The organism is Streptomyces mutabilis, assembly GCF_046628145.1.
GTDB lineage: Bacteria > Actinomycetota > Actinomycetes > Streptomycetales > Streptomycetaceae > Streptomyces > Streptomyces mutabilis.
Genome location: NZ_CP176874.1, coordinates 3,228,716 through 3,249,705, shown reverse-complemented (window position 1 = coordinate 3,249,705; position 20,990 = coordinate 3,228,716). Strand labels below are relative to the sequence as shown.

Genomic DNA, 20,990 nt, shown 5'->3' with positions numbered 1-20,990 from the left:
GTTCGTACCGACGGAGGACGAGAGGGACCCGGCGATGTCCTTAACCTGGCTTTACGCCGCTGGGGGGCGGCAAACCGGACCCGTGGGGGTGGGGTTTTCCCCAGCAGAAGAGTGCGCTGTACCTCAGCGCGCTCGGCACCTGCTTCCGGCCAGACTCTTCGAGTAGCCGCGGCACGTTCCAGCGCACGACCAGTTCCAGAGCTGTTGCAGGCCGGTCGCGGACCGGCTGCGGACCAGTTGCACGGCCAAGCGGTACCGCTCAGCGTTCACCGCCGGCACCGGCGGCTCAGGTGATGACCGACATAGGAGAATTGACATGACATCGGCCGTAAGTATTCCCGCACACGGGAACACGGGAGGACGTACGGCCGTTGCCGCGCGGGCGCGGCAGGTCGTGAAGGCGTACGGGGCGGGGGAGACCCGGGTGGTCGCCCTGGACCACGTGGACGTGGACATCGCCCGGGGCCAGTTCACCGCGATCATGGGGCCGTCGGGCTCCGGCAAGTCCACGCTGATGCACTGCCTGGCGGGCCTGGACACCGTCACCAGCGGGCAGATCTACCTCGACGAGACCGAGATAACCGGCCTGAAGGACAAGAAGCTCACGCAACTGCGCCGGGACCGGATCGGGTTCATCTTCCAGGCGTTCAACCTGCTCCCGACGCTGAACGCGATCGAGAACATCACGCTGCCCATGGACATCGCCGGCCGCAAGTACGACCGGGCGTGGCTGGACCGGGTGGTGGAGACCGTCGGGCTCGCCGGGCGGCTCAAGCACCGGCCGACCCAGCTCTCCGGTGGTCAGCAGCAGCGTGTCGCCGTGGCGCGGGCGCTGGCCGCCCGGCCCGAGATCATCTTCGGTGACGAGCCGACCGGAAACCTCGACTCGCGCGCCGGCGCCGAGGTCCTGGGCTTCCTGCGCCGGTCGGTGGACGAGCTGGGCCAGACCATCGTGATGGTCACCCACGACCCGGTGGCCGCCAGCTACGCGGACCGGGTGCTGTACCTCGCCGACGGCCGGATCGTCGACGAGATGCACAGGCCGACCGCGGAAGCCGTCCTCGACCGCATGAAGGACTTCGACGCCCGGGGGCGCACGTCATGACCGTCGTCAAGACCTCGATGCGCAACTTCTTCGCGCACAAGGGCCGAATGGCGCTCTCGGCGGTGGCGGTGCTGCTGTCGGTCGCCTTCGTGTGCGGGACCCTGGTGTTCACGGACACCATGAACACCACCTTCGACAAGCTCTTCGCGGTCACCTCGTCGGACGTGACGGTCGCCCCCAAGGACGCCGAGGCCGAGGACACGCCGCAGAACGGGGTGCCCGAGTCGCTGCCGGCGACCACGCTGGAGCAGATCCGCTCGGCCGACGGCGTGGCATCGGTCGAGGGCGCGGTCGTCTCGATGAACGTGACCGTCGTCGACGCCGACAACGACAACGTGGGAGCCACCAACGGCGCCCCGACCCTCGCCGGGAACTGGACCAAGAACGACCTGCGGTCCATGGAGATCACCTCGGGGCACGCGCCGCGCGGCCCGACCGAGACGATGGTCGACTCCGACACCGCCGACAAGCACGACCTGAAGATCGGCGACGAGCTGCGCACCATCGCGCAGACCGGCGACTTCAAGGCGAAGATCGTCGGCATCGTCTCCTTCACCGTCACCAACCCCGGTGCCGCGGTCGTCTACTTCGACACCCCCACCGCCCAGCGCCAGCTGCTCGGCGGCGAGGGCCGCTTCAGCCAGTTCAACGTCACCGCCGCGTCCGGCGTCACCGACGCACAGCTCAAGCAGAACGTCTCCCAGGCCCTGGACGGCGGCTCCTACAAGGTCCAGACCGCCAAGGAAGCGTCCGACGAAGGCCGCGCGGACGTCGGCGAGTTCATGAACGTCATCAAGTACGCCATGCTCGGCTTCGCCGGGATCGCGTTCCTGGTCGGCATCTTCCTGATCATCAACACCTTCTCCATGCTGGTCGCCCAGCGCACCCGCGAGATCGGCCTGATGCGGGCCATCGGCTCCTCCCGCCGGCAGGTCAACCGCTCCGTGCTGGTCGAGGCGCTGCTCCTCGGCATCGTCGGTTCCGTCCTCGGCGTGGCGGCCGGTGTCGGAATCGCCGTCGGCCTGATGAAGCTGATGTCGGCTGCGGGCATGAACCTGTCCACCGACGACCTGACCATCAAGACGGCGACCCCCGTGGTGGGCCTGGTCCTCGGCGTAGTGGTGACCGTCCTGGCCGCCTACCTCCCGGCCCGTCGCGCCGGGAAGATCTCCCCGATGGCCGCCCTGCGCGACGCCGGTACGCCGGCCGACGGCAAGGCCGGCCGGATACGCGGCCTGATCGGCCTGGTCCTCACCGGTGCCGGCGCCGCGGCCCTGTTCACGGCCGCCGCCGCCGACAAGGCGAGCGAGGGATCGATGATGCTCGGCGCGGGCATCGTGCTGACCCTCATCGGCTTCGTCGTCATCGGCCCGCTGCTCGCCGGCTTCGTGGTGCGGGTGATCAGCGCGGTGCTGCTGCGGGCCTTCGGCCCGGTGGGCCGCCTGGCCGAGCGCAACGCCCTGCGCAACCCGCGCCGCACCGGCGCCACGGGTGCCGCCCTGATGATCGGCCTCGCGCTGGTGGCCTGCCTGTCCGTCGTCGGCTCCTCCATGGTCGCCTCGGCCACGAGCGAGCTGGACAAGACGGTCGGCGCGGACTTCATCGTCCAGGGCAACCAGCGGATCGTGCCGCAGGCCGAGAAGGCGATGCAGGACACGCCCGGTCTGGAGCACGTCACCCGCTACAAGATGCTCGACGCCGAGCTGACCTCGCCCGACGGCAAGACCGACGACGACGGGGTCACGGCCGCCGACCCGACCTACGCCGAGGACGTGCGCCGCACGACGACGGAGGGAGAGCTCTCCGCCGCCTACGGCACGGACGCCATGTCGGTCGGCTCGGACTACGCCGAGAAGCACGGTGTGCACGTCGGCGACACGATCTCCGTCGCCTTCAAGGGCGGCGAGACCGCGAAGCTCAAGGTCGCCGCGATCACGAGCGACGACGTCGCCATCGACCAGGGCGCGCGGTACATCAGCATCGAGACGATGCGGAAGTACCTGCCGGCCGAGAGCGTCCCGCCGAACACGATCATGTTCGCCAAGGCCGAGGAGGGCCAGGCGGACCAGGCGTACGCGGCGCTGAAGAAGTCCCTGGACGCCTACCCGCAGTACCAGGTGGCCGACCAGACCGACTACAAGCAGGAGCTGAAGGACCAGGTCGGCCAGCTGCTGAACATGGTCTACGGCCTGCTCGCCCTGGCGATCATCGTCGCCGTCCTCGGCGTGGTGAACACGCTGGCCCTGTCGGTGGTCGAGCGGACCCGCGAGATCGGCCTGATGCGGGCGATCGGCCTCTCCCGACGCCAGCTGCGCCGGATGATCCGCATGGAGTCCGTCGTCATCGCCCTCTTCGGTGCCCTGCTGGGCCTGGGGCTGGGCATGGGCTGGGGCGCCACGGCACAGAAGCTGCTCGCCCTGGAGGGACTGAACGTCCTCGACATCCCCTGGCCGACGATCATCGGCGTCTTCGTCGGCTCGGCCTTCGTGGGTCTGTTCGCGGCCCTGGTCCCGGCCTTCCGGGCCGGCCGCATGAACGTCCTGAACGCGATCGCGACGGAGTAGCACCCGACCCGACAGCCACCGCACACGGGGGTTGCGGGGGAAGGGCCCGGCGCCGGATGCCTCACCGCATCCGGCGCCGGGCCGATTGCGTTCGCCTTGCGGCCCACCGAACCGGGTGGTGGACGGGCACAGGCCGGGGGCCAGGGGGTGAGCCCCCTGGTACGGCCACCGTGGCGCCGGCCACCACGCCCCGGCGTCATCCGCGGCACCCGGCGCCGTCCACAGCCCCCGGCGCACGCGAGCGCAGCGTCGTACGCTGGACACCCCCGGCCCTCACCCCGCCGGGCTACTCGTGTTGTCCACCCCAGCACCCAGGACGGAAGCGCCCCCTCCATGAGCCTGCACGGTCTGCTCGACGCCGTCGTCAAGGACACCGCCCTCGCGGAAGCGATCACGGCGGCCGCAGACGGCAACCGCATGCACGTCGACCTGGTCGGCCCGCCCGCCGCCCGCGCCTTCTCGGTCGCCGCGCTGGCCCGGGAGACCGGCCGCACCGTGCTGGCGGTGACCGCGACGGGCCGCGAGGCGGAGGACCTGGCCGCCGCCCTGCGCTCCCTGCTGCCCCCGGAGGGCGTCGTCGAGTACCCCTCCTGGGAGACCCTCCCGCACGAACGGCTCAGCCCCCGCAGCGACACCGTCGGCCGCCGCCTCGCCGCCCTGCGCCGCCTGGCCCACCCCCGCCCCGACGACCCCGAGACCGGCCCGGTCTCCGTCGTCGTCGCGCCCGTACGCTCCGTGCTCCAGCCGCAGGTCAAGGGCCTCGGCGACCTGGAGCCGGTCGCCCTGCGCACCGGACAGACCGCCGATCTGAACGAGGTCGTCGAAGCCCTCGCGGCCGCCGCGTACGCACGCGTGGAGCTGGTGGAGAAGCGCGGCGAGTTCGCCGTACGCGGCGGGATCCTGGACGTCTTCCCGCCGACCGAGGAGCACCCCCTCCGCGTCGAGTTCTGGGGCGACGACGTCGAGGAGATCCGCTACTTCAAGGTCGCCGACCAGCGTTCCCTGGAGGTCGCCGAGCACGGCCTGTGGGCCCCGCCCTGCCGCGAGCTGCTGCTGACGCCGGACGTGCGGGAGCGGGCCGCCGCCCTCGCCGAGGACCACCCGGAGCTGGGCGAACTGCTCGGCAAGATCGCCGAGGGCATCGCGGTGGAGGGCATGGAGTCCCTGGCCCCCGTCCTCGTCGACGACATGGAGCTGCTCCTGGACGTGCTGCCCAAGGGCGCCATGGCCGTGGTCTGCGACCCGGAGCGGGTGCGTACCCGCGCAGCCGACCTGGTCGCCACGTCGCAGGAGTTCCTCCAGGCTTCCTGGGCGGCCACCGCCGGCGGCGGCGAGGCGCCGATCGACGTCGACGCGGCTTCCCTGTGGTCCATCGCGGACGTCCGGGACCGGGCCCGCGAACTGGACATGATGTGGTGGTCGGTCTCCCCCTTCGCCGCCGACGACGCGCTCGAGGAGGCCGACACCCTCAAGCTCGGCATGCACGCCCCCGAGACCTACCGCGGCGACACCGCGAAGGCGCTGGCGGACACCAAGGGCTGGCTCGCCGACGGCTGGCGCGCGGTCTACCTCACCGAGGGCCACGGCCCGGCCGCCCGCACCGTCGAGGTCCTCGGCGGCGAGGGCATCGCGGCCCGACTCGACAACGACCTGGACACGCTCAGCCCCTCCGTCGTCCACGTCTCCTGCGGCTCGATCGACCACGGTTTCGTCGACCGGGCGCTCAAGCTCGCCGTGCTCACCGAGACCGACCTGACCGGGCAGAAGGCCGCCGGCCGCGAGGGCGCCCGGATGCCGGCCCGGCGCCGCAAGACCATCGACCCGCTCACCCTGGAGGCAGGCGACTACATCGTCCACGAGCAGCACGGCGTCGGCCGCTACATCGAGATGGTCCAGCGCACCGTGCAGGGCGCCACCCGCGAGTACCTGGTCGTCGAGTACGCCCCCGCCAAGCGCGGCCAGCCCGGCGACCGCCTCTACATCCCCACCGACCAGCTGGAGCAGATCACCAAGTACGTCGGCGGCGAGGCCCCCACCCTGCACCGCCTGGGCGGCGCGGACTGGACGAAAACCAAGGCCCGCGCGAAGAAGGCGGTCAAGGAGATCGCCGCCGACCTGATCAAGCTCTACAGCGCACGGATGGCGGCGCCCGGTCACGCGTTCGGCGCGGACACCCCCTGGCAGCGCGAACTGGAGGACGCGTTCCCCTACGCGGAGACGCCCGACCAGCTGACCACGATCGCCGAGGTCAAGGAGGACATGGAGAAGACGGTCCCCATGGACCGCCTGATCTGCGGCGACGTCGGTTACGGCAAGACGGAGATCGCGGTCCGCGCCGCGTTCAAGGCGGTCCAGGACGGCAAGCAGGTCGCCGTTCTCGTCCCGACGACCCTGCTGGTGCAGCAGCACTTCGGTACGTTCAGCGAGCGGTACGCGCAGTTCCCGGTGAGCGTGAAGGCGCTGTCCCGGTTCCAGAGCGACACCGAGGCGAAGGCGACCCTGGAGGGCCTGCGCGAGGGCTCGGTGGACATCGTCATCGGCACCCACCGCCTGTTCTCGTCCGAGACCAAGTTCAAGGACCTGGGCCTGGTCATCGTCGACGAGGAGCAGCGCTTCGGCGTCGAGCACAAGGAGCAGCTGAAGAAGCTCCGCGCCAACGTCGACGTCCTGACCATGTCCGCCACCCCGATCCCGCGCACCCTGGAGATGGCGGTCACCGGCATCCGCGAGATGTCGACGATCACCACCCCGCCGGAGGAGCGCCACCCGGTGCTGACCTTCGTCGGCCCCTACGAGCACAAGCAGATCGGCGCCGCCATCCGCCGCGAGCTGCTGCGCGAGGGCCAGGTCTTCTACATCCACAACCGGGTCGAGTCCATCGACCGCGCGGCGGCCAAACTCCGCGAGATCGTCCCCGAGGCGCGGATCGCCACCGCCCACGGCCAGATGTCGGAGCAGGCGCTGGAGCAGGTCGTCGTCGACTTCTGGGAGAAGAAGTTCGACGTGCTGGTCTCCACGACCATCGTCGAGTCCGGCATCGACATCTCCAACGCCAACACCCTCATCGTCGAGCGCGGCGACAACTTCGGCCTCAGCCAGCTCCACCAGCTGCGCGGCCGGGTCGGCCGTGGCCGTGAGCGCGGCTACGCCTACTTCCTCTACCCGCCGGAGAAGCCGCTGACGGAGACCGCGCACGAGCGCCTGGCGACCATCGCCCAGCACACCGAGATGGGCGCGGGCATGTACGTGGCGATGAAGGACCTGGAGATCCGCGGCGCGGGCAACCTGCTGGGCGGCGAGCAGTCCGGCCACATCGCGGGCGTCGGCTTCGACCTGTACGTGCGGATGGTCGGCGAGGCGGTCGCCGACTACCGGGCCTCCCTGGAGGGCGGCGTGGAGGAGGAGCCGCCGCTCGAGGTCAAGATCGAACTGCCCGTCGACGCGCACGTCCCGCACGACTACGCCCCCGGCGAGCGGCTGCGGCTCCAGGCGTACCGGTCCATCGCCTCCGCCAACAGCGAGGAGGACGTCAAGGCCGTACGCGAGGAACTCGTCGACCGGTACGGCAAGCTGCCGGAGCCGGTGGAGAACCTGCTCCTGGTAGCGGGCCTGCGCATGCTCGCGCGGGCGTGCGCCGTCGGCGAGATCGTGCTCCAAGGCAACAACATCCGCTTCGCGCCGGTGGAGTTGCGCGAGTCCCAGGAGCTGCGGCTCAAGCGGCTCTACCCTGGTTCCGTCATCAAGGCGGGCACGCACCAAGTCCTCGTGCCGCGTCCGAAGACCGCGAAGGTGGGCGGCAAGCCGCTGGTCGGGCGTGAACTGCTCGGCTGGGTGGGGGAGTTCCTGACCTCGATCCTGGGGTCCTGAGCCGGGGCGCGGCCGCCGGGAAAGCCGCGAAGCCAAGGAGCCGAGGAAGCCGAGGAAGCCGAGGAAGCCGAGGAAGCCGAGGAAGCCGAGGAAGCCGAGGAAGCCGAGGAAGCCGTCCACGGGGACAGGTCCCGCGGACGGCTCCACTGTGTGCGGGGGAGCAGATTACTGCTGGTCCGGCCGGTTGCCTCCGCCCTCACGCCCGAAGCCGAGCCTGTCCTCGGCCTGCTTCTGCGCGGCGTCGACCTGCTTCTCGTACTTGCCGCCGGTCCTCTGGTTGACCTGGCGTTCGGCCGTGTCGGACATCTTCCTGGACCTGTCCTTGTCCTTGCCGGCCATGCTCTTCATCTTGTCGAGGATGCCCATGCAGAGCTCCTTCCGGGACGTGACTCACTGTCGACCGTACGACAGATATGTCCGGCATGCCCACTGAGGCCCCCTATGGTCTGAACCTCTTCCTGGCTACCGTGGTACCTGCGAACGGCAAGGGGAGGGGCGCTCATGAGGCGGCACGGCAGGATCCGTAACGGCTGGGCCGCGGGCGCGGCCCTCGCGCTGGCCCTGGTCACCGGATGCGAAGGGCTGGAGGGCGAGGGAGCCGCACCGCCGGGTGACGGGGGCGCGGCGCCGGCCGCGGGACGGGCCGTCAGCCCGCTGCGCAACCCGGACGGCACCGCACCCGGCCTCGCCCCTGTCACGGGCGACACCGGCGAGGCGAGCGCCCGCGAGCTCATCGAAGGGCTGAAGACCAAGGGACGCGGCCCCAGGACGGGGTACGATCGCGAAGAGTTCGGCTACGCCTGGATGGACACGGCCGACGGCGTACCGCTCGCGAGGAACGGGTGCGACACCCGGAACGATCTTCTGCGTCGTGATGGCCGGGACCTCCGTTTCCGAGCCGGCTCGGACTGCGTCGTCATCGCCATGACGCTGGACGACCCGTACACCGGGACGACCATCGAGTGGCGCAAGCAGAAGGCCGCAGAGGTCCAGATCGACCACGTGGTGCCGCTGTCGTACAGCTGGCAGATGGGTTCTTCGCGCTGGTCGGAGAGCAAGCGCGAGCAGATCGCCAACGACGTGCTCAACCTGATCCCGGTCCAGGGGCGGGCCAACTCGGCCAAGGGCGACTCCGGCCCCGCGGCCTGGCTGCCGCCCGACAAGCGGATCAGGTGCGCCTACGCGGTCCGCTTCGCCCAGGTCGCCGTCAAGTACGAACTGCCGGTCACGGCCCCCGACAAGGAGATGATGCTGAAGCAGTGCGGCGGCTGAGGAGGGCCGAGGAGGCCGCCGACGTGAGGGAGCCGGAGCGGCGGCGACGCCCGTCGGTCCCGGATTCGTTCCGGACGGGTTCGCCGACGGGAGCCGATCGGGGGGGAACCCGGTCCCGAAGGAGCCGTACGGCGGCGAAAAGCGCTTCCCGGTCACCTGCTCCGCTGCCTACGGTGACCGCATGGAGCTGAAGATATCGAACCTCGCCGAGCGCCCGGAGATGCTGGACCGGGTCCGGGAGATGGCCGACAGCTGGCCCGCGTTCGCCGTCGAGGACCTCTCGGGCAACGCCCACTACCCGCGCATCGCCGTCGAGCTGCCGCAGTACGTGCAGTTCGCCGAGGACGAGCACGGCGAGGTCGTCGCCCACGGGCACAGCGTGCCGTTCGCCCTGCACACCGAGTGGCGCGGCACGCTGCCCGCCCGGGGCTGGGCCGAAGTGCTCGTCTGGGCCTTCAGCGACCTGCGCCACGGGGTGCGCCCCGACACCGTCAGCGCCATCTCCGTCACCGTCGCCCCGCACGCCCAGAGGCGCGGACTGTCCGGCAGGATGCTCGCCGCGATGCGCGACAACGCCCGCGCCCTCGGCTTCCGCGAGGTCGTCGCCCCCGTCCGCCCCAGCGCCAAGCACCTCGAACCCCACGCCCCCATCGAGGAGTACGCCCGCCGCCTGCGCCCGGACGGCCTGCCCCACGACCCCTGGCTGCGCGTCCACGCGCGGGCCGGTGCCACCGTCGACTCCGTGGCCCCGGCCTCCATGACCGTCTCCGGCTCGCTGGACCAGTGGCGGAACTGGACGGGCCTGCCCTTCGACACCGCCGGGGACGTCGAGGTCCCGGGCGCCCTGGTGCCGGTGCGCTGCGAACCGGAACGCGGGTACGCGGTGTACGTCGAGCCCAACGTGTGGATGCGGCACCCGCTGTGACCGCCCGGGGCGAGGGTGTTCAGGACGGGTGCCGCACGTGCCGTCACGGGCGGGCCGGCTCGTCGCGCGCCGGCAACGGTGCTCAGGCGTCGAGTCCGTTCATCGCGTCCAGGTCGATGACGTCCCCGGTGGGCGCGTCGGCGGGCACCGGCTCGTCGTAGTCGCCGAAGGTGAGGGCGCCCGCGCCGGCCTCGGACTCGTCCTCGTAGCGCAGCAGGTAGGGCTCGCCCTCGGAGGCGATGTAGAGCGTGCTGCGGTCCGGGCCGTCCGTCTCCCGCAGGATGATCGCCGGTGTGCCGTCGACCGTGGTGGCCTTGCCGCGGGTCACCGTCGGTTCACCGTCCCCGCTGTCGTCGTCGGCGCCCTCCAGCATCGTGTCCAGGTCGCAGAAGGTCGTCATGTCCTTCGCGTCCGGGCCGGTCGCCGACATCTTGGTCCACCGGCCGGCCAGCAGCGACACGAGGGCCTCCGTGTCCGCCTGCGGCTGTCCCTCGCTCTGCGCCCTCAGGAACCGCTCGTCGTACTTGAGGTAGACGGTGTCGCCGGTCTTGATCAGCTCGGCCTCGCCCTGGCCGTCCATGCTCATCGTGCCGGCGCACTCGCCCTTCCGGTCCAGGGCGAGGTCGACCCGTATGGTGCCGCCGCTCTCCTCGTCCGGGACGTCGCCGGTCACGCGCAGCGAGCGGGCTCCGGTGGTGGCCTTGAAGGCGCGCTCGGAGATCTCCGCGGCGCTCAGGCCGGCGAACGGTTCCGCCGACGCGGGTGCCGAACCCGTCGCCGCGGAGGCCGGATCCGTCGAGGACTTCGCCGCGTCCGTGTCCGACTTCGACCCGGAAGCGGGCCGCGAGGCGGGCGCCGTGGCTCCGGTCCCGTCGGTCCCGCCGGTGTCGTCCTGACCGGACTGGCATCCGGTCAGGCTCGCGGTGGCCACTGCGGCGAGGAAGAGAGCGGTGAACGTGGTGCGGCGTGCGGGCCGGCGCATGGCGGAGTCCCCCCAGGAATTCCAACGAGTGGTGACTGATGAGTGGTGACTGATGAGTGGTGAGTGGTGATCGGTGGCGCGTTCGTGGGCCGTGCGTGGAGTGATGACGGCAGCGATACGCCGCTTGCGTGGCGGAGCCGGAGACGGTGGTCGACGGCGGCGGCCGCCGACGATGACGTGAAGGAGCCGCCGTACGCTCAGAAGTTGCCGTTGCCGAGCAGTTCGCCGTCGGCATCGTAGATGGTCACGAGGCCGTTCTCGCTCTGCTTCCAGTCGGCGAACGCGGAGGCGATGAGCTTGGCGGGGCCCGTGCCCTCGCCCATGATGCCGCCGGTGAAGTCGGTGTAGACGTCGGCGGCGTCGAGGATGTCGTTCTGCTCCTCGGCTCCCTGCACCTTGGTGACGTGGGAGACCGCCTCCTTCTCCGACGGCGTCCCGTTCTTCTGTACGAAGTCCTTGAACTGGTCGGCCTGGGACGCCTTCTCGGCGGCCTTGTCCTCGGCCGGCTTCGCGTCGGGCGCACCGTCGCCCTTCGTGCCGCCGGGCTTCTCCTCGGCGCCGGCGGAGGTCCGGTTGTCGCTCTTGGCCTCGCCGCCTCCGTCGCCGGAGTTGGCCGACACCGCGCCGATGACGGCGACCCCCACCACGGCGCCCAGCGCGATCTTGGTCTTCATGCCCATGACTGTGTCCCCTCCCGGTGCGGCAACCGCCAGCCGATCGGCGGTTGCTCGTTGGCGGGGTCAATGAGACCAGAGTCCGTGAACCGAGTCAACCAAGTTCACGTCGTGCGGTGTGTACACGGTCGTGAATCCGGCTCGGCGAGTACGTCGGTATGCTCGGCGTCACACATGTGACGAGGGGAGCCGCGCCGGTGCAGGACAACGCGACTGAAGTGACCGCCGCCGGGATCGCGAGGCTCGCCGGCGTCGGCCGGGCCGCCGTGAGCAACTGGCGGCGCCGCCACGCGGACTTCCCCAAGCCGGTCGGCGGCACCGAGACCAGCCCCTCCTTCGCCCTCGCCGAAGTCGAGGGCTGGCTGCGCGCCCACAGCAAACTCGCCGAGGTGCCCCTGAGGGAGCGGGTCTGGCAACAGGTCGTCGGCCACCCCGAGGGGCCGGTCACCGCGCTCACCCACGCCGGCTGCGCCCTCCTGCTCATCCACGACCGCCCCACCCTCTGGCTGGAGGTGAGCGCCGGCTCCGACGAACGGCTCGCCGCGATGCTCCCCGAAGCACTGGACCAGGTGCTGACCCCGCGTTTCGGGACGGTGCGCCCGGGACGCCGCAGCCGGGGAGGACGGGCGAAAGCGGCTGCCCGCGCCGGAACGCCGACCGGTACGTCAACCGCTGTGAACCCACCCGCCGGCGACCGTGCGACCCCCGCTGTTCACACGGAACCCGCCGTCAACACCCCCGCCCTCCAGAACCTCACCGGTCCCGCCGCCCTCGCCTCCGCCCCCCTCCTGCGCGGCACCGCCGAACTCGCCGCCGAACTCGGCGCCCGGCAGGCCTTCGAGTTCCTGCTCGGCCGCCACCTCGACGCCAACCCGCGCCAGTACACGCTCACCCCCGCCGACCTGGCCGACCTCATGGCCGACCTGGCCGGCCCCGCCCGCACCGTCCTCGACCCCGCCTGCGGCACCGGCGCCCTCCTGCGCGCCGCCGCGCCCGACGGCCCGGCCCCCCGCCCCGAGCAGGACGGCCTGCGCCTCCACGCCCAGGACGGCGCCCCCGACCTCGCCGCCCTCACCGCGCTCCGGCTCGCCCTGCACACCCGCGCCACCGTCCGGGCCGCCGCCGGCGACACCCTGCGCGCCGACGCCTTCCCCGACCTGCGCGCCGACGCCGTCCTGTGCCACCCGCCGTTCAACGAACGCAACTGGGGGCACGACGAACTCGCCTACGACGCCCGCTGGGAGTACGGCTTCCCGGCCCGCACCGAGTCCGAGCTGGCCTGGGTGCAGCACGCCCTCGCCCGCCTGCGCGACGACGGCACCGCCGTCCTCCTCATGCCGCCCGCCGCCGCCTCCCGCCGCTCCGGCCGCCGCATCCGCGCCGACCTGCTGCGCCGAGGCGCGCTGCGGGCCGTGATCGCGCTGCCGGCCGGCGCCGCACCGCCGTACAGCATCCCGCTCCACCTGTGGGTACTGCGCCGCCCCGGGAAGGCGCCCGCACAGCCCGAGGTGCTGCTCGCCGACGCGGGGCAGTTCACCGGCGAGGGGCGCGGCGGGCCGGACTGGCGGGCCGTGCGGGACGCCGTACTCGGCGCCTGGCGGGACTTCGACCGGGCCGGGCACCTCGACGAACGCCCCGGCCTGGCCCGCTCCCTGCCCGTCATCGAACTCCTCGACGACGACGTCGACCTGGCCCCCGCCCGCCACCTGCCGCCCCCCGCCGCGGACGGCCCCGGACGGCTCGCGGACGTACGCGAACGCCTCGGCGAGACGCTGCGCCTGACCGCCGACCTCACCCCCGTGGCGGCCGACTCCGCGCAGACCGCGCCCCGCTGGCCGCTCACCACCGTCGGCGAACTCGCCCGCGGGGGCGCCCTGCTGCTGCGCTCCGGCGGGACCAGCGGCCGCGTGCGCGTGCCGGTACTCACCGACCACGACGTGCTCGCCGGCACCACCCCCTCGGGCACCCTCCCCGAGAGCGACGAGGAGCCCGTGCTCACCGAACCCGGCGACGTCGTCGTCCCGGTCCTCGGCGGCGGCTCCGTGGCCCGCGTCGTCGACGACGCCACCGCCGGCGCCGCCCTGGGGCGCAACCTCGTCCTCCTGCGCCCCGACCCCGCCGCGCTCGACCCCTGGTTCCTCGCCGGGTTCCTGCGCGGCACCGCCAACAACCGCCAGGCCAGCAGCTACGCCTCCACCGCCACCCGCCTCGACGTCCGCCGCCTCCAACTGCCCCGGCTCCCGCTCGACGCCCAGCGCCGCTACGGCGACCGGTTCCGCGCCCTCGACGAGTTCGAGCGCGCGCTCAGGCTCGCGGGCCGCCTCGGCGAACAGCTCGTACGGGGCATGTACGACGGGCTCACGGACGGCTCCGTGGCTCCGGACTGAGGGACCGCGCGTCGCCGAGCGATCGGTACGACAACGGTTCGGTACAACCCGTGACCCGTTGTCCGTGTCGGCCTATACGCTCGGACTTTGTATCGGACTTCGTAATCGGACTTCGTATCGGGCTTCGCGGTCGTCCGACCCGTCTCGACAGGCATTCGGGAGCAGCCATGCACGGCCAGGGTTATCGGCCGCCTCCACCGTCACCACGTCGGCCCTCGACCGTGGTGCTGGTCGTGCTGCGCGTCGTCTTCGTGGCCCTGCCGCTGCTCAGCATCGGGTTCCTCGCGTGGGTCTCCACCCTGTGGGCGGCCATCGTGACCCGCAGGGCGCGCGAGTGGTGGGTCTTCGCGGCGACGGTCGCCGCCCTGGTGACCAGCTTCAGCTTCCTCGCCCAGGACGACACGGACGACTTCAGCACCCCGGCCGGCACCACCGGCATGATCATCCTGCTGCTCAACGCCTGCGTCTGCGCCGGCTGGTTCCTGTACGCGGACGTCCGGCACTACCAGAGGCCGTACTACCCGATCCCCGTGGCGCCCTACCCCCCGGCGGCCGGGTACGCCTACGCGCAGCCCACGCAGCCCGCGCAGCCCCCGCGCCCGTACGGCCCGGTTCCCCCGCAGGCCCCGGTACCCCAGCCTCAGTCAGCGTCGATGCCGCAGATCCCGCAGCCCCCGCAGGCTCCCCTCCCGCAGACTCCCGTCCCGCCGCCCCCGCAGCACCCCGCCCCCGCCCGCATCGACCAGGTCCGCGCCGAACTCGACGAGCTCAGCGACTACCTGCGCCGGCACGGCGGCAGCGGCGGCAGCGGCACCCCCGAGGGCGGAAGGTGACCGTGGCGACAGGACGCGTCGTCGCCGGCCGGTACGAACTGGCCACGCTCATCGGGCAGGGCGGCATGGGACAGGTCTGGACGGCCTACGACGGGCGCCTCGACCGGCGCGTGGCGGTGAAGCTGCTGCGCCCCGACAAGGTGGCCGGCCAGGAGGCCGACGAACTGCGCCGCCGCTTCGTGCGCGAGTGCCGGGTGACCGCACAGGTCGACCACCCCGGCCTGGTCACCGTGCACGACGCGGGCAGCGAGGGCGAGGAGCTGTTCCTCGTCATGCAGTACGTCGACGGCGCCGACCTCTCCGACCACCTCGCCGAGAACGACCCCTACCCCTGGCAGTGGGCGGTCGCCGTGGCGGCCCAGCTGTGCGCCGTACTGAGCGCCGTGCACGCCGTGCCGATCGTCCACCGCGACCTCAAGCCGCGCAACGTGATGGTGAAGCAGGACGGCACCGTCACCGTCCTCGACCTCGGTGTCGCCTCCGTCATGGACGCCGACACCACCCGCCTCACCCACACCGGCACCCCCATCGGCTCGCCCGCCTACATGGCACCCGAGCAGGCCATGGGCGGCGCGGTCGGCCCGTACACCGACCTGTACGCACTCGGCGTACTCCTGCACGAACTGCTCAGCGGCGACGTCCCGTTCGCGGGTTCGACGGCCCTCGGTGTGCTCCACCGGCACCTCTACGAACCGCCGCTGCCCGTACGCCGCATCCGCCCCGAGGTCCCCGAGGCACTCGAGAACCTGGTCCTGCGCCTGCTCGCCAAGGACCCGCAGCACCGCCCCGCCTCCGCCCAGGAGGTCTACGAGCACCTGGCACTCCTGCTCCCCGCGCGCGGCATGCCCACCGGCGGCCCCCTCGACCCCACCCGCCCCTTCGTGCGCCCGCACGCCCCCTGGCCCGACCGCGCCCGCACCCCCGCGCCCCAGCCCGCACCCGTGCCGCCCGCCGCCGAGGCCGAGAAGCCCGACGTCGCCCGCGCCGTCGACGACGTCAAGCGCCTCCTCGGAGAGGGCCGCATCACCCAGGCCGTCGACATCCTCGGCGCCATCCTGCCCGCCGCCGCCGAACAGCACGGCGAGCGTTCCCCGGTCGTGCGCACCCTGCGCAAGCAGTACGCGGCCACCCTCATGGACGACGGCCAGTACCGGCGCGCCCTGCCCGAACTGCGCCGCCTCGCCGACGAACGCGCCGCCGAGGCCGGCCGGGCCGACCCCCAGTCCCTGCGCCACCGCTACGACGCCGCCCAGTGCCTGGAGCAGCTCGGCGAACCGGCCGCCGCCCTCGCCGAGTACCGCGCGCTGCTGCCGTACTACGAGAACCAGTACGTCGACCCCGACCCGGACCTCGCCCACGACGTCCGCCGCCGCATCGGCCACCTGCTCCTCGCCCTCGGCGACCGCGCGGCGGCCCACGAGACGCTGGCCCGGCTGCTGCACGACGTGGAGCGCCTGCACGGCCCGGGCCATCCACTCGCCGCGGAGATCCGGCGCACCCTGACGTGGCTCGGACAGGTGCGCGGCTGACGCACGCCCCTTGCGCGGGGACGGCGCGGCGGTGCCCGAAGTCCCGGTGAATCGTTGGTCGAATGGGTTGGCCAGAGCCGGGCCACTGCCTACCATCGATCATCGCAAGACCTTGTGCACCGTCGCACAATCTCCAACGGGAGGTTCACTTGCACCGCCGCCGTCGCACCGCGCTCCTGTTCACCGCCGCGATCGCCGCCGCGGCGCCCCTGCTCACCGCGTGCGGCAACGACGCGCACCCGGGAGCCGCCGCCGTGGTCGGCGACCAGCGGATCACCGTCGCCCAGCTGGAGAACCGCGTCGACGAGGTGCGTGACGCACAGCGGGCCGCCGTCCCCGACGACACCCAGTACCAGCAGGTCCTCGCCAGGACCGGCAGCCTCACCCGCGACACCCTGCACGGCATGGTCCTCGACCGGGTGCTGCACCGGGCCGCCCAGAACGCGGGCGTGACCGTCAGCCGCAAGGAGGTCCAGGACCTGCGCGCGGGCCTGGAGGAGCAGGCCGGCGGCCCCGAGCAGCTCGAGACGGCCTGGCTGCAGCAGTACGGCGTGGCCCCCGACCGCCTGGACGACAACCTCCGCGTCCAGCTGGAGGCCCAGAAGCTCGCGGAGAGCCTCGGCACCGACACCAGCCGGCCCGAGTTCTGGCAGGCCCTCTCCAAGGCCTCCGACCAGCTCGACATCGACCTGAACCCGCGCTACGGCGACTGGGACGTCCAGAAGAGCAGCCGCGTCGACACCAAGACCCCGTGGTTGCGGGAGATCACTGCGGCACAGACCCAGCAAACGGCGTAGCAGACCGCGTAACGGTCCTGCCGTCCTGCCGTCCTGCCGTCCCGCCGTCCTGCGGGACGCGCGGGACCCGCCGGACCGCGGCCCGCCCCCTGTGGACAAGCCGGCAGCACAGCCCCCTGTGGACAACTCGGGGGGCTGTCCGTCGCGTGCGTTACGTTCTGAAGGTGAACGCAACCACCGCCGACACCACCCCCGGCACCACCCCCCACCCGGGCCGCATCGTCCTGCTGACCACCAGCCACCGCGTCGCCCCCGGCCTGCTGTCCTGGCCCGCCTGGCAGGCCCTGCGCACCGCCGACCGCGTGCTGTGCGCCGACGGCGCCCACCCGCAGCTGCCGTACCTGCGCGAGGCCGGCATACGGGTCGACGAGGCCGCCCCGACCGCCGAGGAGCTGGTCGCCGCCTGCGCCGGGGGTCGCACGGTGGTGGTCGTGGCCACGGGGGAGGGCGATCCCGGCCTGACCGACGGACTGGCCCGCCTCGCCGGCTCCGGCCGCGTCTCCATGCCGGACCTGGAACTGCTCCCCGCCTCCTACGACCTCCCCGGCGCCCGTCTGCTCGACCTCGTCCAGGTCATGGACCGCATCCGCGTCGAATGCCCGTGGTCCTCGCAGCGCACCCACAAGGGCCTGGCCAAGTACGCCATCGAGGAGGCGTACGAACTCGTCGAGGCGATCGAGGACGGCGACCGCGACGAGCTCCGCGAGGAACTGGGCGACGTCCTCCTCCAGGTCGTCTTCCACGCCCGCATCGCCGAGGAGGACCCCGACGCCCCGTTCTCCGTCGACGACGTGGCCGCCACCATCGTCGCCAAGCTCATCCACCGCCACCCGCACGTCTTCGGCGACGAGACGGCGACCACCCCCGAGGAGGTCAGGGAGCACTGGCTGCGCACCAAGGCGGCCGAGAAGCAGCGCGCCTCGGTCACCGACGGCGTCCCCCTCGGCCAGCCCGGCCTGGCCCTCGCCGCCAAGCTCGCCTCCCGGGTCCGCACGGCCGGCCTCCCGGTCGCCCTGCCCTCCGGCGAGGGCATCGGCTACGAACTGCTCGCCCTCGCCGCCCGCGCCGAAGCAGAGGGCACGGACCCCGAGGCGGCCCTGAGAGCCGCGGCCCGTGCCTACCGGGACGCGATCAGGGAGGTCGAGGGATGACCGGCCACCCGCCCGGCACCGGCCACTCACCCGGCCCCGGCCACCCCCTGCCCGCAGTTCCCGCCCCCGAGCTGTTCACCTGGGAGTTCGCGGCCGACCCGTACCCCGCCTACGCCTGGCTGCGCGAGCACGCCCCCGTGCACCGCACCCGGCTGCCCAGCGGAGTGGAGGCCTGGCTGGTCACCCGGTACGCGGACGCCCGGCAGGCCCTCGCCGACCCGCGGCTGTCCAAGAACCCGGCCCACCACGACGAGCCCGCGCACGCCAAGGGTAAGACCGGCATTCCGGGGGAGCGGAAGGCCGAGCTGATGACCCACCTGCTGAACATCGACCCGCCGGACCACACCCGGCTGCGCCGGCTGGTGAGCAAGGCGTTCACTCCCCGCAGGGTCGCCGAGTTCGCGCCCCGGGTGCAGGAGCTGGCCGACGACCTCATCGACCGGTTCGCCGCCACCGGCAGTGCCGACCTGATCCACGAGTTCGCCTTCCCCCTGCCCATCTACGCCATCTGCGACCTGCTCGGCGTCCCCCGCGAGGACCAGGACGACTTCCGGGACTGGGCGGGCATGATGATCCGTCACGGCGGAGGACCGCGGGGCGGGGTCGCGCGGTCGGTGAAGAAGATGCGGGGCTACCTCGCCGACCTCATCCACCGCAAGCGCGCCGCGCTGCCGCCCGAGCCCGGCCCCGGCGAGGACCTCATCTCCGGCCTCATCCGCGCCTCGGACCACGGCGAGCACCTCACCGAGAACGAGGCCGCGGCGATGGCCTTCATCCTGCTCTTCGCAGGCTTCGAGACCACCGTCAACCTCATCGGCAACGGCACGTACGCCCTGCTCACCCACCCCGATCAGCGGACCCGTCTGCAGACGTCCCTCGCCGTCGGCGAGCGGGCCCTGCTGGAGACCGGCGTGGAGGAACTCCTGCGCTACGACGGCCCGGTGGAGATGGCCACCTGGCGCTTCGCCACCCGCCCGCTCACCATCGGCGGGCAGGACATCGCGCCCGGCGACCCCGTCCTCGTCGTCCTGGCCGCCGCCGACCGCGACCCGGAGCGCTTCACGGAACCGGACACCCTGGACCTCGCCCGCCGGGACAGCCAGCACCTGGGATACGGCCACGGCATCCACTACTGCCTCGGCGCCCCGCTCGCCCGGCTGGAGGGACAGACCGCGCTCGCCACGCTCCTCACCCGCCTCCCGGACCTGCGCCTGGCCGCGGAACCGGACGAACTGCGCTGGCGCGGCGGCCTCATCATGCGAGGTCTGCGCACGCTGCCCGTCTCCTTCACACCCGTTGCGCGGTCGGCCGGTAATGGTCCGTCCTTGAAGTAAACGTGACACGCGTTCAACTTTGTGATCTTCACGTGATCTGCGCGGCATGAACTTGTGACAAGCGATCATCTGCCTATACGTTCACGGATCAGCGTGGCCTGAGCATCACCGCCGCGCGGTCCCCGCTGTCTCGTGAAAGGTCGTCGCATGCTCTCCGGGAACGGTCGTCACCGCCGCCCCCGCCAGGCTCCCGCCCTGGTCGTCGCCGCCGGAGTGACCGGCTCCGCCATTGCGATCCCTCTCCTCGGCGCCACGGGTGCCCACGCGGCCGACGGTGCGAACTGGGACCGGGTCGCCGAGTGCGAGACCGGCGGCGCCTGGAGCCAGAACAGCGGCAACGGGTACTACGGCGGCCTTCAGCTGTCCCAGGAGGCCTGGGAGCAGTACGGCGGCCTCGCGTACGCGCCGAGCGCCGACCAGGCCAGCCGCTCCCAGCAGATAAGAATCGCCGAGAAGATGCATGCGGACCAGGGCATCGCCGCCTGGCCGACCTGCGGTCTGCTGGCGGGGCTGGGCAACGACTCGGGGATCGTGAGCGGCGGTACGGGTTCGTCCGGTGACGGGGCGTCGGAGAGCGGGGAGCCGTCGCAGGTGCCCACCGCTCCGGAAGCGGCCGACTCATCCGGCTCGGCCGATTCGACCGACTCGTCCGGCTCCACGGGCTCGTCCGGCTCGACCGGCTCGGGCGAGGGGTCCGAGCCGACTTCCGGGGCGTCGCCTTCGACGTCTCCTTCGCCGACTTCTGACCCTTCGTCGGCCGACGAGGACGAAACGTCCAAGTCGGGCACTTCGTCCGAATCCGACGCTTCGGCGAGCGTCGACCCGCAGGAATCCGGCAGCCCGTCCGCAGGTACCACCAAGACCGATGAATCGGACAAGGTGGGGCCGAGTGACGGTTCGTCGGAGGCCGCCGGGAGCGGCGAGTCCGGTGCGGGACGGCATCGCGGCGGCAGTGCCGACGAGAGTGCGACGGACGGCCGTACGGACGCCTCTTCGGGGCGGCACGCCTCGCGCGACGACAGGGGGGCGCGGGAGGTCGCGGACGGCTCGTACACGGTCCGTTCCGGCGACAGCCTCTGGGGCATCGCCGACTCCCTTGACCTCGACGGCGGGTGGCGTTCGCTCTACGCCGGCAACGAGGAGGTCGTCGGGGCCGACCCGGACCACATCCTCCCCGGTCAGACGCTCACGGTCACGGGCGAATCGGGCGAAAAGTAGGGGGAGTTCGCGTCACGGTTAGAGACCGTATGTCCGTTTTGGATCTCGTGAGAGATAGGTCTCAGAAGCCGTGATCGTCTTTGAAAATCCGTGGAGCGCGTGTCTACGGTCATGACCGCTCGCCACCGCGGGCCCCGGTTGCCGCAACGCCGAATCCTGCCAGCGGCCGTCCGGGAACAGTCGTCGCTTCGAGCGCCGCAGGCAGGAGCGGGGGACCCAAGGTAAGTGCCGAACCGGGCAGTTGAGCCGGGGAGGCTAGGGGTGAAGCCGAGTTCCGCGAGGAACCCGGCCGGGCAACTCAACCGGCCCGAACCCGACAGCTCACCTCGCAGGCGTCGGTGAGGGGATCAAC

Annotated in this window: 15 protein-coding genes and 1 riboswitch; of the genes, 12 read left to right on the top strand and 3 right to left on the bottom strand. The window is 72.1% G+C overall.

Annotated elements, in window-relative coordinates:
- Positions 1–316 precede the first annotated feature (316 nt).
- The 3 genes from ACLIN4_RS14360 to mfd all read left to right on the top strand — a co-directional run bounded on the left by ACLIN4_RS14360 (position 317) and on the right by mfd (position 7,536).
- Positions 317–1,105, top strand: a complete 789-nt coding sequence (locus ACLIN4_RS14360) for an ABC transporter ATP-binding protein (RefSeq protein ID WP_107479600.1) — start codon at positions 317–319, stop codon at positions 1,103–1,105.
- The gene (locus ACLIN4_RS14355; RefSeq protein WP_411575848.1) at positions 1,102–3,669 is read left to right on the top strand and encodes an ABC transporter permease; all 2,568 of its coding nucleotides are present in this window, start codon (positions 1,102–1,104) and stop codon (positions 3,667–3,669) included. The genes ACLIN4_RS14360 and ACLIN4_RS14355 overlap by 4 nt, the downstream gene beginning before the upstream one ends.
- 333 nt (positions 3,670–4,002) lie before the next feature.
- Positions 4,003–7,536: a transcription-repair coupling factor gene (mfd, locus tag ACLIN4_RS14350; protein WP_411575847.1), complete on the top strand. Its 3,534-nt coding sequence runs from the start codon at positions 4,003–4,005 to the stop codon at positions 7,534–7,536.
- A 165-nt stretch (positions 7,537–7,701) separates the two neighbouring features.
- On the opposite strand, the gene ACLIN4_RS14345 is transcribed toward mfd, so the two are convergent.
- Positions 7,702–7,902: an antitoxin gene (locus tag ACLIN4_RS14345; protein ID WP_107479603.1), complete on the bottom strand. Its 201-nt coding sequence runs from the start codon at positions 7,900–7,902 to the stop codon at positions 7,702–7,704.
- Between the two features lie 135 nt (positions 7,903–8,037).
- On the opposite strand from ACLIN4_RS14345, the gene ACLIN4_RS14340 reads away from it, so the two are divergent.
- Both ACLIN4_RS14340 and ACLIN4_RS14335 read left to right on the top strand, forming a co-directional pair.
- The gene (locus ACLIN4_RS14340; RefSeq protein ID WP_307652701.1) at positions 8,038–8,808 is read left to right on the top strand and encodes an HNH endonuclease family protein; all 771 of its coding nucleotides are present in this window, start codon (positions 8,038–8,040) and stop codon (positions 8,806–8,808) included.
- 181 nt (positions 8,809–8,989) lie between these two features.
- Entirely contained in the window at positions 8,990–9,733 is a 744-nt protein-coding gene (locus ACLIN4_RS14335) for an N-acetyltransferase (protein ID WP_411575846.1), read from the top strand.
- A gap of 82 nt (positions 9,734–9,815) precedes the next feature.
- Here the strand turns inward: ACLIN4_RS14335 and ACLIN4_RS14330 are convergent, their stop codons facing one another.
- Positions 9,816–10,715, bottom strand: a complete 900-nt coding sequence (locus ACLIN4_RS14330) for a hypothetical protein (protein WP_307652702.1) — start codon at positions 10,713–10,715, stop codon at positions 9,816–9,818.
- A 197-nt stretch (positions 10,716–10,912) separates the two neighbouring features.
- Positions 10,913–11,395 carry a hypothetical protein gene (locus ACLIN4_RS14325; RefSeq protein ID WP_411575845.1) on the bottom strand — a complete coding sequence of 161 codons (483 nt, stop codon included), beginning with the start codon at positions 11,393–11,395 and terminating at the stop codon, positions 10,913–10,915.
- A 191-nt stretch (positions 11,396–11,586) separates the two neighbouring features.
- On the opposite strand from ACLIN4_RS14325, the gene ACLIN4_RS14320 reads away from it, so the two are divergent.
- The 7 genes from ACLIN4_RS14320 (at position 11,587) to ACLIN4_RS14290 (ending at position 20,638) form a co-directional block, all read left to right on the top strand.
- The gene (locus ACLIN4_RS14320) at positions 11,587–13,776 is read left to right on the top strand and encodes an N-6 DNA methylase (RefSeq protein WP_411575844.1); all 2,190 of its coding nucleotides are present in this window, start codon (positions 11,587–11,589) and stop codon (positions 13,774–13,776) included.
- A gap of 221 nt (positions 13,777–13,997) precedes the next feature.
- Positions 13,998–14,609 carry a hypothetical protein gene (locus ACLIN4_RS14315; protein WP_289908941.1) on the top strand — a complete coding sequence of 204 codons (612 nt, stop codon included), beginning with the start codon at positions 13,998–14,000 and terminating at the stop codon, positions 14,607–14,609.
- Between the two features lie 38 nt (positions 14,610–14,647).
- Positions 14,648–16,138 carry a serine/threonine protein kinase PkaE gene (gene pkaE / locus ACLIN4_RS14310; RefSeq protein WP_268252966.1) on the top strand — a complete coding sequence of 497 codons (1,491 nt, stop codon included), beginning with the start codon at positions 14,648–14,650 and terminating at the stop codon, positions 16,136–16,138.
- Positions 16,139–16,287: 149 nt separating this feature from the next.
- On the top strand, positions 16,288–16,935 hold the full coding sequence (locus ACLIN4_RS14305; protein ID WP_269955614.1) for a SurA N-terminal domain-containing protein: 648 nt from the start codon (positions 16,288–16,290) through the stop codon (positions 16,933–16,935).
- A 164-nt stretch (positions 16,936–17,099) separates the two neighbouring features.
- Positions 17,100–18,086: a nucleoside triphosphate pyrophosphohydrolase gene (locus ACLIN4_RS14300; RefSeq protein ID WP_100048024.1), complete on the top strand. Its 987-nt coding sequence runs from the start codon at positions 17,100–17,102 to the stop codon at positions 18,084–18,086.
- Positions 18,083–19,420: a cytochrome P450 family protein gene (locus ACLIN4_RS14295; RefSeq protein ID WP_257101653.1), complete on the top strand. Its 1,338-nt coding sequence runs from the start codon at positions 18,083–18,085 to the stop codon at positions 19,418–19,420. The genes ACLIN4_RS14300 and ACLIN4_RS14295 overlap by 4 nt, the downstream gene beginning before the upstream one ends.
- A 147-nt stretch (positions 19,421–19,567) precedes the next feature.
- Positions 19,568–20,638 carry a transglycosylase family protein gene (locus tag ACLIN4_RS14290; RefSeq protein WP_411575843.1) on the top strand — a complete coding sequence of 357 codons (1,071 nt, stop codon included), beginning with the start codon at positions 19,568–19,570 and terminating at the stop codon, positions 20,636–20,638.
- A gap of 216 nt (positions 20,639–20,854) precedes the next feature.
- Positions 20,855–20,988: riboswitch (cyclic di-AMP (ydaO/yuaA leader) on the top strand.
- The last annotated feature ends 2 nt before the right edge of the window (positions 20,989–20,990 follow it).